A 13,639-nucleotide genomic window follows, 5' to 3' on the forward strand; every position below is an offset into this window, starting at 1 on the left:
TATCTATGGCAACCATTATTGCTGCAAAAAACGTCATTCCTGGCCCTCGCGCTCTCCCTCTGCTGGGATGGCGAGCAAACATGCTCAAGCTGTTTCGCGACCCATTTACCTACTTACCTCTTCTGCACAAACAATACGGCAATGTTGTTGCGCTGGCAGAAGGCGATCTCACCTATGTCTGTGCGTTCGGCCCGGCACTCAATTTCCAGGTACTCTCAAAACCTGATCTTTTTGAGGTGAGTGCAGGCCCATTTCAGAAATTGCCTGAGAACACGCCGCTCGTACGGATCGGAGGCAATAGCTTACAGATGATGAAAGGGGAAAAACATCGTCAGCAGCGCCGCCTGATGCAACCGGCCTTTCACCGCCAGCAGGTCGCACACTATCGCGACAATATGGTCACTCTTGTCCAGCGCATGCTTGATCGCTGGCAGGGAAGGTCGGAGATCGATCTTTCCCGTGAAATGGAACTATTAACCAGAAGCGTCACCGTCAAAGCGCTCTTTGGCCTGGACAATGAAGCGGAGATAGACCAGTTGGGAAATCTCCTGGAACGCATGGTTGCTCAGATCCCTTTAGCAATGATCGCACCAATTAATGTGCCAGGAACGCCCTATTATCAAACACAACGCCTCGCAGCACAACTGGAAACCGCTCTACAGTCCATGATAGCTCGCAAACGCACACAAACAGAGGCGCACGATTTACTGTCAGTTTTAATTCATGCACATGATGAGGATGGCACGACGTTACATGACAAAGAACTGGTGAGCCATGCCTTTACGCTATTCAGTGCAGGCTTCTCCACCACCTCGGCGGCGCTGACCTGGACCATCTTCCTGCTTGGCCAACATCCCCGAATATATGAACGGCTGGTGGACGAGCTGCTAAGCGTGCTGCACGGCGAGCCGCCCACGATAGAGCAGCTTAAACAGCTTGCCTATCTGGATGCGGTCGTAAAAGAGAGCCTGCGGATACTGCCTCCGGGAGGCATCGGTCAGCGTCGAGCAACAGCCCCATGTGAGCTTGGAGGATATGAGTTGCCAGCCGGTTCGACGATCATATACAGCGAATATCTCACGCATCGCCTGCCAGAGTTGTACGAAGAGCCTGATCGTTTCAAGCCAGAGCGCTGGAACACACTGAACCGCACGGCCTATGAATACCTGCCATTTAGCGCCGGTCAACATCGCTGTATCGGGGCCGATTTCGCGCTCCAGGAAGCAAAGCTCGCACTGGCAACGCTGCTCCAGCGCTATCGATTGGAGATTGTGCCCAACACAACCATCAAGCTTGACCTGACCATGCATCCCAAATACGGCCTGCCCGCTCGCGTCCTACCCCAGGATCGACAATTCAGCCGCATCCCGGTGCGAGGCAATATTCGTCAGATTATCAATCTCGACGAATAAACGGCTGTCTTTCATCTCCAGCAATCGCTGAGCAGAGAGTACGTGAACGCAATCCGGCGAAATGGGCGCAGCGCCCCACCTCAGAGCTTGCCAACACTTGTAGTAGACTCATGCAGCAACAACAAACATATCGCAAGCAAGCACTCCTAACATGCATCCCGACATTAGAAATCAACACTGATGAACAAGATTGGGATCAGTACGCTGCTCAGATTTTGAACTTTATGGCTCCTTTATTGTAAATGTTGCAAACAGGAATTTAAAGCACGCTAATAGGATCGATATCGATCTCCCAACCGGGAGCATCGACGACGCGCAATAGGCGGTGCAGATCGGGGCCGCGCACGATCATTTGCCAGCGATACTTGCCACGCAGCCGCTCCATCAGTGCTGGAGCGGGACCGACGATATCTGTGTTCACCAGTTGTAGGCGCTCGATCCATTCGGTCAGGCGCTCACACAATAACAGCGCCTCATTCTGGCAGCGATGGCGGCTGGTATGACTATAAGTAAATTTAACGAAGTGGCGAAAGGGCGGATAGCTATAACGACGGCGAGCATCGATCTCGGCGGCATAGAACTCGTGATAATCGTGGCGCGAGGCCGTCTCAACGCAAAAATGCTGCGGATTGAAGGTCTGTAGAATGACGCGTCCAGCCTCCGCTCCACGTCCTGCGCGTCCGGCAACCTGAGTCAGCAGGGTAAATGTACGCTCGGCAGCAGAGTAATCGGGCAAGTTCAAAGCGATATCTGCCGAAACCACGCCAACCAGCGTGACGCCAGGCAGGTCCAATCCCTTCGCAATCATCTGCGTGCCAATCAGAATATCGGCCTCGCGATTGGCAAAACGGTCGAGCAACTGCTCATGGGCGTGACGATTGCGCGCCGTGTCGCGGTCCCAGCGCAAAAGCCGGGCATCGGGAAAAAGGCGCTGAATGGTCTCTTGCACCTTCTCCGTTCCCAGACCAAAATAGCGCACGCATGAGCTTTTACAGATGGGACAGAAGTGGATCACCTTGCGTTGATTGCCGCAGTAGTGACAGAGCAACACACGCTCAGTGGCGTGATAGGTCAGAGGGATATCGCATTGCTCGCAGGCAGCAACGAAGCCACAATCGCGACACAGCACACAACTGGCGGCCCCACGCCGATTGAGAAATAAAATGGCCTGTTGCTTCAAGTTCAACACGCGCTCAAGCTCTTCCTGCAAGCGGCGACTGATAATGCTGGTGTTGCCCGCATGCAGTTCTCCGCGCAGATCGATCACCTCGACCGGAGGCAAAACGGCCCCGATACGTCCGCGTAGTTCAACAAGCTGATACTCATTTTGTTCGGCGCGATAATAGCTCTCAATTGCAGGAGTGGCGCTGCCGAGAACGACAGGAATATGCAGCATCTCTCCCAGCCGCAAGGCGGCATCGCGTGCGTGATATGTTGGCTTAAATTCGCTCTGTTTATACGCAGGCTCATGTTCTTCGTCGATAATGATCAGGCCGAGATCGGCAACAGGAGCAAAGAGGGCAGAGCGTGAGCCAATAACGACATCGATCTCACCAGCGCGAATCCGCCGCCATTCGTCGTAGCGCTCGCCAACGCTTAACTCGCTATGGATAATCGCTACACGACCAGGAAAGCGCCCCGCCACACGCTGAACGGCCTGAGTGGTCAAAGCAATCTCCGGCACCAGCACGATTCCTCGCTTGCCCTGCTTGATCATCGCGGCAAGGGCTTGCAAATAGACCTCTGTTTTGCCGCTGCCCGTTACACCATGCAAGAGAATAGGCTGAGGCACCTCGCCCTGATTGCCACGCTGGGACGCCTCAAGAATAGCTGAGAGCGCCTGCTGCTGATCGGGCGTCAATTGCAGCGGTGTGCTGGCGGGCAGGGTGCGTCCCTGCAATGGATCGCGCCGCTGCTCGCTCGTCTCGATAGTAATGATCTGCTCTTTGACCAACCGTTGTAGTTGCGCGTTTGTCAAGCCAGTAGCCTTGCAGAGTCCGCCGGGAGTCCAGGGAACGGCGTTTGGGGGCGACTGCAATAGTAAATCAACCGCTGTCAGTTGTCGTCGAGCCAGCACCGTCTCTTTATCTTCCTTTTGCAATGTCAGCGTCGCGCTGTCAGGTGGCATAGCCCAGGGATTGAATTGGGAAGCGCTTTTCCTCATAGCAGCCAGAGCAGACGGAGGGCCGACAGAGGCATAAACTGGCTCGACGATAGGTTGCTGAAACCGGCTTAAACGTTCTTCACGCCATTCTTCCAGCGCTTCTCCCTGGATCAGCAAGCGCACAACTCGCTTCACACGTGCCCTGGCTTTGGGAGCCTGCAACTGAGGGATACGCTCCACCAGATCGCTCTGCTGAATCTCCTTCAGAATCTCCTGAGCACGTTTCTTGCCGACCATCTTCTTGAGTCGCTCCACATCCAGTTCGCCATCCTCGTGCAAGAAGCCAAGCAACGCACGCAAACGCAGCGAGACGCCCTGAGTGCTTTCCTGCGTATTCTCATCTTCGCCACGATAGTATGCTTCAGTGAGCCGCAGGACGAATTGCGAACGCTGCATCAGACCAGGGGCAAGCATCAAGAGGGCCACATGTGCCAGAGGTGTTACATAATACTCGGCCATCCATTGAGCCAGAGCACGCTGATGGAGCAGCAGGGCAGGCTCAGGATCAAGCAAGGAATGCACAGGGCGCAAGATCACGTCTTCGCCCAGTTGCAGCGCCTCATGGTCCCCATACAGGTTCCAGATGATCCCCTCAACCAGGCGCTCTCCATAAGGGACAGCCACCAGTTGTCCAGGACGCAGCGATGCCTCCAATTCAGCAGGCACCAGATAAGTTAACAGTGGTTGCTCGATATTCCATCTGGCAGCAGCCGTCAATACATCAGCCAGCACGCGTTTAACGCCTCCCAAATTCTCGCTCTAAGGCGGACAGGCTGAAATGTACCATAGTTGGGCGACCATGACAACAGCTATAAGGTGCCTTTGTCTGCTCCAATTGTTCGATCATCTCGCGCATCTCGCTTACCGTCAGGAAGTAATTCTGTTTGATCGCCGCCTTGCAAGCCACATTTGCCAGCGCACGTTCTTCCCAGGTTTCAGTATGCCCCAGATTCTCCGCAGCAGTCAACTCGATCAACAGTTCATGCAAGGAGTGTGCATTCATCTGCTTCACCAGCACATTTGGCACGGCGCGCATCTCCAGCGTCTTCCCATCGACAACCTCCAGATCGAAACCAATCTGTGTAAGTTGCTGCTGATGATCTTCAATGGCTTCAAGTTCGCTGGGTGCCAGATCCAATGCAAGAGGAGTCAACATATGTTGAGAAAGCGGCGTGCTGGCTTTCAAGGATGCCACCATGCGCTCCAGCAAAATGCGCTCGTGGGCTGCGTGCTGATCGATCAGGTACATGCCGTCCTCGCCCTCTGTGACGATATAGCTCTGTGAAAGCTGCCCAACGACGCGCAAACGAGGCAACCGCCGCGCCTGTGTGGGATCAATGGCCGCGCCCTCTGTCAGATCGTGAGATGGGCGTTCCGGCGACGATGCTAAGCTCGATATATTATCCGGCACCCGCCGCAGTGGTGGCGGAGGAAGGCGAAATTCGGTGGTCGGTTCTATGCTGCTGGACGGCTCCAGCGGCAACTCCACTGCCTCCGTCGCCGCAATCTCCGAGGCAGAGAAGCGAGCGGCAATATTCTCTATCGTGCTTTCATCTGTGCTTTCGGAAATAGAAGACGTGATCGGCTTTTCAGGTGAGGAGGCAGGAGTGACGCGAACGTGGCTTTGCCAGAGCCGCGACAACAACGGTGGACGCGTCCCCGTCTCCTCTTCAGTCACGGTTAGCCAGGGATTGTCTTGCGGAAGCGTCGTAGTCTCAGCCTCGCCCTCATTTTGTGGAACAACTGCACTCGCCGGCTCTTCCTGCGGCTCCTCGCTGGTTGTGGGGGTAACGACCGGGGCTTTCTTTTGGGACGACCACTGCGGCATCTCAGGCTCTTCCAGTAGTGCCGCACGCACCGCCCGTAAAATCGCCGCAAAGACGCGCCGCTCTTTCAAAAAGCGAATCTCCGTCTTGGCTGGATGCACATTCACATCAAGCAGAGCAGGATCAACCTGAATATTGATCACTGCAATGGGATGGCGGCCACTGAGCAACAGCGAATGATATGCTCCCTCGACGGCAGCGGTCAACATGCGGCTCAAGACCCAGCGCCGATTCACGAAAAACGAAATATGTTGCCGCGTGCTTTTATAGCAGGTGGGCAGACTGGTATAGCCGCTCACACGGGGCCGCTCAGGATCATCGTCCTGCCCCTCGCTGACAAGCGGGGCCATCTGTTCCGCCACCGGCAAACCATACACCTCGACCAGCACACTGGAAAGTTGCCCATCGCCCGGCGTGCCAAAGATCTGGCGTCCCTCGCTGAACACGGTAAAGCGGATTTCGGGATAGGCCAGTGCATATTGTTCTAGCAAATGGTGACAATGGCCCACCTCGGTATTACGGCTCTTTAAAAACTTGAGACGAGCAGGAACAGCGCTGAAGAGATTGCGCACAGTGAGAGTTGTTCCCTGGGGAGATGCTGCGGGAGTTATATCTGATAGCTTGCCGCTGCTGGCGCTAATCTGAGCGCCCTGTTCGGCAGTTCGCGGCCGACTCAACAGCGTAACCTCAGCAACAGCCGCGATACTCGCCAGCGCCTCGCCACGAAAGCCAAGCGAGCGGATATGCTCCAGATCGTCAATCTGCTCTACCTTGCTCGTCGCGTGACGAGAGAGGGCCAGAGGCAGTTCGTCGGCGGCGATACCGGAGCCGTTGTCGGTCACACGAATCAACTGAAGACCGCCATTCATTAGATCGACGCGGATCTGCGTTGCACCAGCATCGATGCTATTCTCAATCAGTTCTTTGACAACGGATGCGGGGCGCTCTACCACCTCGCCAGCAGCAATCTTTGCCGCCACATCGGATGCGAGTTGTCGTATGGGCATAGTGCATTTCCACTTTACTGCATTTGCAAGGGGCCGCACAGGGTTCTATTTCAACCTTGACGACCCTTGACGACTATTGTCTGGCTTGTAAGAACGATTGTTCCTGGGCCATTATAACATAGTGGAACACACTCTCCCTACTACTTTTTACCCTTTTTTTCAGGGCTAGCAAGAAGATCATCGGCCAGTGAGGGGCGATGAGATGTATAACCGCGCTCCAATCGTTGTTGTGCTCGTTTCACGGCCAGACGAGGAGTAAATACACGTATCTCCCCATCTTCTAAGCGGAGAATAACTTCATCACCCACTTCGACCCCCAATGCCTGCCGATATTCGGCGGGAATTGCAATTTTCCCTTCATCAATTATCTTTATTTTCACCTCTATCATCGATGACTCTCCTCCAATCAATACCACGTCACAACCTGCAAACGGAGAGAAAACCTCCATACTCTACAGTATACCAGCATGCCTAATCCTGTCTATACAACCAGCAATTTTCGTGACAACAAGCACTACATGTTGTATACAAGAACCTTTAACGGCTTTTTTATTGACTTTCCGCTTTTCATAACTAATATATATGTAGTAAATGTGGAAGTGAGCCGTTTATTAGGAGGATGTAGAATGTGGAGAACGAACAACTGGCGGAGCGCGTTAGCAATCATCCTCGCCTATCCGCAGCAAACACAACGCCTGGTAGACGATTTGAAGATCTCTTCATTGACGCTACAACGGTGGGTGCGGGGCGAGGAGAACCCATATAGAGAACAGGTACAGGAGTTATTGCATGCGTTACCTCAACATCAAAGTAGATTGTTACCATTGCTAGCTGAAGAGTTTGAAGGCATGACACTACACACTCGGGAAATAGAGGATATCCCTTCAATTTTCTACGCTCAGGTCTTGCGTGGCAGCACCACCATTCCCATCACCATTCGCTTCTGGTCGTTGGCAAGTATCGTCTTACAGCAGGTTCTCACGCAGCTTGACCCCTATCGCACCGGTCTGCTGCTCAGAGTGGCGCGCTTTTTACCTCCTGGAGCCGATGGCAAGTTGCATTGCTTACGCGAGGCGATTATTCAAGGGACGGCCCCCTGGGAGGAAGATACCACCCAGAATGCCATTTTGCTAGGGGCCGAATCGCTGGCAGGTCAAGCGCTGACCGAAGTGCATTTAATTGTAATCAACAGTTGCGACGATGACTGCCTCCTGCCAACAACGCTCCATAAGCATGAAGTCAGCATGCTGGCATTTCCGATAAAGCGGGGCAATCGTGTGGCTGGTGCATTTCTGGTATCCAGCACCCAGGAGGGATATTTTACCCCTTCGCGCCTCTCGCTCATTCATCGCTACACCGATCTGTTGACGCTAACGTTTGAAAGCGAGGATTTTTATGAGCCAGATATGCTCGACCTTGCCGTCATGCCTGGAGCGGCTGAGCAGCAACGACAATTATCGACATTCCGTCAACGTGTTGCAGCGCTGTTGAAGCAGGCAGCTCGTGAGCAGCAGTCATTGAATACAATGCAGGCTGAGATCCAGATCTGGCAGCAGTTCGCGGACGAGTTTCGCTTGCAGACATCCTGAGAGCCGATGTTAGGAACTTGATAAGCAAACGATATTTTTTTCTGTCATCTTTTACCCGATAATAGATTTATTGGGGAAGATTTTTTCTACTGCACCAACGAAAGGGCAATCATGAACATTCCCATTCTCCACTGGCCTATGGTTTCATTATCTAGCACATCCTTACGAGCGATGGAGCGTACGACCTCACCGTCATTCTCACTTTCTTCATCAATTGACCTCTTAACTGCCTCATCTCTCCTCCCCACCTTCTTCCAGAAGAGGACATTCCAGACATTAGCTTCCCTCGACGCAAATGACGCCGTATGGGGTAGTACAGGCCCATATGATGACGATGGAGAGATGGAGCAGGAGGAAGGCAGGTCGTAAACACTCCATATACAGATCAGAGTGGCTCTCTCTGCCCATGCAGCCTATAAGACGTTTCGCACATCTTATTGCATTTTAGTCGGGCTTATGTCAGAATAACAACTGCATACCATATAGACATTTTTGCGCGCGATATGTCCATCCAGAGCATGAGGAGTCAAATGGAGAGAGCTTCATCACAGGAGAACAGCTATATTTTCGATACAGAGAGCGCGGTTGAGATGGCGCGGCTGATCGATCAGGCTCGTTTTATGAACCGCGAGATCGGCGGAGCGCTGACGGGCTTGCCCGAACTCGCTCCCAACTCGCACGTTCTCGATCTGGGCTGCGGTCCCGGCGGCTGGGTGTTGGACGTGGCTTTTGAGTATCCGGATATCACCATAACGGGCATTGATATCAGCGAGATCATGGTTGCTTACGCCCAGGCGCGTACCCGTACGCAGAAGCTCTCCAACGCCATCTTCGCTGTCATGGACATCACAAAGCCACTTGATCTTCCAGATAACAGTTTTGATATGATCAATGCACGACTGCTAACGGGTGTTCTCAAACGAGAGACGTGGAGTAGCCTGATCGACGAATGCACGCGCATACTCCGGTCCGGCGGTTTTCTCTGCCTGACGGAAGGCAACGAATTTGGTATCAGCATGAGTCCAGCCTACGAAGAGCTCACCGGATACATCATGCAGGCTACGTGGCGAGTTGGCTATGGCTTCTCACCACATGGACGCAACTGGGCTATGGCTCCCGCCCTCCCATATCTTTTGCGGCGAGGAGGCTACCGCGATATCCATCTGAACTCCTATATAACGGACTACTCCGCACATACCCCGGCCTGGATCGATTATTATCGCAACAACGAGACGATCTTTTTACAGATAAAACCGCTCTTATTGGCATTTAACCTGCTAACATCCGAAGCGTTCGATCAGCTCTACCAACGCGCATTGATCGAAATGAATAGCAGCGAATTTACCTGCGTGGCACAGGCCATTCGCGCCTGGGGCTATGTCTCGAAAAATTCCTGAACGTACCATACCTCGCATCTGTTGTCCCTGGACAATCTAGCGGTCCCCTGCTACGATACAACAAATATATCTGCAACGCGAGGATTGATTATGACGCAACAGGAAACAGATCTAGAACGATATATCGCGAACAACGAAGACCGTTTTCTAGAGGATCTCACAGGCTGGCTGCGCATTCCTAGCATCAGCACCTTGCCAGCATATGCCGGAGATGTACGCCGGGCCGCCGAATACGCAGCCAACCAGCTTACAAAGATCGGCTTTGGCAACGTTGAGGTCATTGCAACGCAAGGACATCCACTGGTCTATGGAGAATGGCTCAAAGCAACTGGCAAGCCAACGCTGCTGATCTACGGACACTACGATGTCCAACCAGTTGATCCCGTCGAGCTGTGGAATTCTCCCCCCTTCGAGCCAACCGTCCGCAATGGCAACCTCTATGCTCGCGGTGCCAGCGATGATAAGGGTCAGACCATGCTGATCATCAAAGCGCTCGAATCACTGCTGGCAGTCAATGGCAAGCTTCCAATTAACGTCAAAGTGCTGATCGAGGGCGAGGAAGAGGCTGGCGGCGAGGCCGTTGCACAGTATGTTAAAACACACACTGACAAGCTGGCTTGCGATACTGCCTTTATCTGCGATACGCATATGCCCTCAAAAGATGCACCGGCCCTGATCTCAGGGTTGCGCGGCATCATCTATACCGAAGTCGAAGTACACGGTGCGCAACGCGACCTGCATTCGGGTTCCTACGGCGGCATTGCTCCCAATCCACTGCACGCGCTGGCGATCATCATCAGCCGTTTGAAGGATGCTGAGGGCCACATCCACGTTCCGGGCCTTTACGACAAGCTGCGACCAGGCTCAGAGATAGAGCAGGATTTCTGGCAAAAAGATCCGCTCAACTTTGCCGAAGCGCTCCGTGAAGAAATGGGCGTAGCACAGTTGACGGGCGAGGCCGAATATCCACCTTTAGAGCGCATCTGGGCGCGTCCCACGCTGGAAGTACACGGCATTGCAGGTGGTTTTGTGGGAGAGGGTGCCAAGACGGTGATCCCGGCTGTTGCAAAGGCAAAGATTAGCCTGCGCCTGCCTCCCGATCTGCATTCAAGCGAGGTCTTCACCCTGCTTGAGAGAGCGGTCAAAGAAGCTGCCCCACCAGATGTCACAGTCACCGTGCGCAACCTGCATGGCGGCGAAGGGCTGGTGGTCGAACCTGATAACTCGGCCATGCAAGCTGCGGCGGCAGCACTGAAGGGGATCTATGGCAAAGATCCGGTCTATATCCGCGAAGGCGGCTCTATTCCCATCGCAGCCCTCTTCTCTGAAAAGCTTCACGCACCAGTCGTGCTGATGGGGTTTGGCCTCCCCGATGACAATCTGCATGCTCCGAACGAGAAGTATTCGCTCTCTCAGTTCTTCAAGGGTATTCGCGTGGTCGCCAACTTCCTGCAAAATCTGGCGGCATAGGGAGCATTAGCGCTCTTTGAAATCCTGCCAGTACGCTTCACTATTGGCGATCAGGCTGCCGATCCCGGCGACAATCAGAAAAATCACGGTCAGGCTGCCAACCAGATACCACCATTGACCATCGCTCACCTGCTTGATCCACGAGAAGAAGAGCGTATCAACAATGGCGAGGACGCTGCTGAGTAGACCGAGCAGAATGCACATCCACAAGACGGGCAGAGGAAAGATACGATGACGCTGCAAGTCTCGTGGATGGTGCAACACGCAGACAGCCAGATTGATAAAGAGAAAAGCAGCCGAGACAGCCCACACCAGCGAAGCCGCCGCCTGACTGATATTGTACACAATGATCGAGAAATTCATCTGATCCTGATAAGGCAGGGTGAGTGGTGCGAGTATGAAAATAATGACCGTAAAGAAAATCGACAACGCTGTCTGAAAGAGAATAGCGTTGGCAGGAACGTTCTGCCTATTCAGCTTGCCCAGCGCCTTTGGCAGATGACGATCAAGACTGCCAACAAGCAGGAGGCGAGCATAAATATAGTTGTAGGCCAGGATCGTAGCGCAGAAGGATGCGAGGAAACAGGTAGCAGCCACATACCCCAGCGGCTTCCCCAGCACCATGCTCACCGTTGTCACTAGAGCAAAGGGATCTCCAGCCCCCGCCGGTCCCTGTACAATCAGAACGCTCAAGGTCGTGAGAGCATAGGTCACACATATCAAGGCGGCTCCCCAGACGAGATGCCGTTTAATGACATGGCGACCTGTGACTTCGCCTGCCATATTCAGTGGTCCCTCAGACCCGATATAGGCCAGCGAAATCAGGCCAAACAGAGACAGATTCCCCGGTGTAATACGCCATGCATGCTGGTCTCCGAAATTCACAGCCGCATGATGGCCCTTAGCAAGCCAGACAAGCGCAGAAAAGCTCACTAACAGCGAACCAAGAAACATTAAGCCAATCATGATATTGATGAGATTCTGCACCGTGCGAAAGCGCTGAATGGAAATCAGCCCGGCCAGCGTGAGGATGAGGCAGATGGCAAAACCCATCTGCCAGGGCGTTGCCAGCCAGCCCCGGTACATCGCTTGCAAATAGTTCACAAACAGGTCAGCGACGCTGGCGGAGACCACCACGCCCGGAAACCAGGCACAAAACCCCGAGAAGAAGGCCCAATAACCACCCAGCATTTTATGCGTCCAGTTATACAGCGCTCCCTCAAAAGGAAACATCACCCCTAATTGCATCGTCACAATCAGGCTGGGGAAAAAGTAGGTTGTACCAACAAGCAACAGGTAGGTCAGAGCGGCGGGACCGGCAGAAGCAGCGGTGGTGGCACCGGTTGCCAGATAGATAGAGACGATGAACGTCGTAGTCATATCCCACGTATTGAGGATTCGCGGCATTGTACGCGGAACATATGTCTCAGAAATCAGGCCACTATCAACGGGCAAAACTCCCTGCTCATGCGACGCCTTTTCAAACGATGCCATAGCTTTTTCTCTCCCTCACAACACATCCCTTTTGAGGATTCGTCGCGACGAATCCTCAAATTTTCCAATCTGCATAGAGTATACTGAAAGGCATAAATTGATGGACATCAATTATAAATTGTAATACTTGATGCATCTGAGAAATGGGGCGATGAGCACACCCAAATTATTTAGCCCAGGCTGGTTGTTCCGGTCAGAATGAGGCTATCGGCAGCGGCACAGGGAATGTGTGTGTTGTGGCCAATCGCGGCATTGTTGACATAGAACTTTCCATCCAGCGCATTGCCAAGCTTCGTGTTCAACGATTGCTCTATTTGCTGGTTATATATGTTATCGGGAAAGGTGAACAGCGAGAACACGGTCATCGTTGTTTTAAGAACGTGCGTCGTCAACTTGCCCTGACTCGCCACTGGCTGAATATACGAAGTGGCCTTGCCCAGCACGAGCGGCGATGAACCTAGAGCAATATCAGATGTTGCCACCAGTTGACCGCCCTGCACGGCAATCTGAATATTGCGCGCTGTCATATTGTTACCTAGCGACAATGTGCCGATGCCGCTACCAAGCGTGGCTAATGAGGTGGCAGGAATCTCAAGATAAGCAGGCATCGCAGTCTGATCAGCTTGCGGCAAAGAGAGATGTTGCGACCTCAGCGCGATCTGCTGTCCCTGCGTGGGAGCCTGAGCCAGCGCCATCGGCACCTGTAAATGTACTCCCAGAGCGGATTCGCCACAGGTAGGCGTGGTGTTGATGCTATTCAACTGCCCAAACGGGATCTGTAGCGTGGCCAGGGGGCCGCTCACAACACTGGGATTGCCCGGCAAGGGTTGCGCGCTGACCTGTACCGTCGCCGAATCTAATGTTGTCATTGTCACGAGTAGGCTGGTATTGATCGGCTTGGGATCTCCATCGTAGAGGCTGATGCGAATCGTTGCCGCCAATCCTCCCTGCTGCGTTTGCAGGCTCGTCAGCGTGGCGGAAGGCTGCAAGAGCGCTGAGGCCATCTGCGTTGCCCAGCCACGATCCTCCACTGGCAGCTTATTCACCATCGCGCCGATACTGCTGTTGAAAGCTGCGGGCACATGTTGATTGATCTGCTGCTGAAAAAGCGGCTGCAGCGCATTCAACGGAAAGTAGACAATTGTATTGATTGGCGTAGATGACGCGCTGCTCGCATGAGTTGCGGCTCGTGTAACCCCGCTGAAGGGTGTGGCCAGCAGCGCCAACAGAAGCGCCGGCAGTATTCCCCAGCGAGAGAGGCGAGAGATTAACAGTTGCAT

General features: G+C 53.5%; 9 protein-coding genes. 4 read left to right on the forward strand and 5 right to left on the reverse strand.

Annotated elements, in window-relative coordinates; translation table 11 throughout:
* The first annotated feature begins 5 nt into the window (after positions 1-5).
* Positions 6-1,412 carry a cytochrome P450 gene (locus K3T83_RS14970; RefSeq protein ID WP_220203774.1) on the forward strand — a complete coding sequence of 469 codons (1,407 nt, stop codon included), beginning with the start codon at positions 6-8 and terminating at the stop codon, positions 1,410-1,412.
* Positions 1,413-1,671: 259 nt separating this feature from the next.
* On the opposite strand, the gene priA is transcribed toward K3T83_RS14970, so the two are convergent.
* The 3 genes from priA to K3T83_RS14985 all read right to left on the reverse strand — a co-directional run bounded on the left by priA (position 1,672) and on the right by K3T83_RS14985 (position 6,798).
* A complete protein-coding gene (priA, locus tag K3T83_RS14975; protein WP_220203775.1) occupies positions 1,672-4,326 on the reverse strand; it encodes a replication restart helicase PriA in 2,655 nt (884 codons plus the stop codon).
* Positions 4,313-6,409, reverse strand: a complete 2,097-nt coding sequence (mutL, locus tag K3T83_RS14980) for a DNA mismatch repair endonuclease MutL (RefSeq protein ID WP_220203776.1) — start codon at positions 6,407-6,409, stop codon at positions 4,313-4,315. The genes priA and mutL overlap by 14 nt, the downstream gene beginning before the upstream one ends.
* A gap of 140 nt (positions 6,410-6,549) precedes the next feature.
* Positions 6,550-6,798, reverse strand: a complete 249-nt coding sequence (locus K3T83_RS14985; protein ID WP_220203777.1) for an AbrB/MazE/SpoVT family DNA-binding domain-containing protein — start codon at positions 6,796-6,798, stop codon at positions 6,550-6,552.
* A gap of 237 nt (positions 6,799-7,035) precedes the next feature.
* On the opposite strand from K3T83_RS14985, the gene K3T83_RS14990 reads away from it, so the two are divergent.
* The 3 genes from K3T83_RS14990 (at position 7,036) to K3T83_RS15000 (ending at position 10,865) form a co-directional block, all read left to right on the forward strand.
* Positions 7,036-7,998 carry a GAF domain-containing protein gene (locus K3T83_RS14990; protein WP_220203778.1) on the forward strand — a complete coding sequence of 321 codons (963 nt, stop codon included), beginning with the start codon at positions 7,036-7,038 and terminating at the stop codon, positions 7,996-7,998.
* A gap of 530 nt (positions 7,999-8,528) precedes the next feature.
* Positions 8,529-9,395, forward strand: a complete 867-nt coding sequence (locus tag K3T83_RS14995) for a class I SAM-dependent methyltransferase (RefSeq protein WP_220203779.1) — start codon at positions 8,529-8,531, stop codon at positions 9,393-9,395.
* Positions 9,396-9,485: 90 nt separating this feature from the next.
* On the forward strand, positions 9,486-10,865 hold the full coding sequence (locus tag K3T83_RS15000; protein WP_220203780.1) for a dipeptidase: 1,380 nt from the start codon (positions 9,486-9,488) through the stop codon (positions 10,863-10,865).
* 6 nt (positions 10,866-10,871) lie between these two features.
* Here the strand turns inward: K3T83_RS15000 and K3T83_RS15005 are convergent, their stop codons facing one another.
* Positions 10,872-12,359, reverse strand: a complete 1,488-nt coding sequence (locus tag K3T83_RS15005; protein WP_220203781.1) for an APC family permease — start codon at positions 12,357-12,359, stop codon at positions 10,872-10,874.
* 170 nt (positions 12,360-12,529) lie between these two features.
* Complete coding sequence (locus K3T83_RS15010; RefSeq protein WP_220203782.1) at positions 12,530-13,639, reverse strand: hypothetical protein; 1,110 nt, start codon at positions 13,637-13,639, stop codon at positions 12,530-12,532.

The organism is Reticulibacter mediterranei, assembly GCF_016587455.1.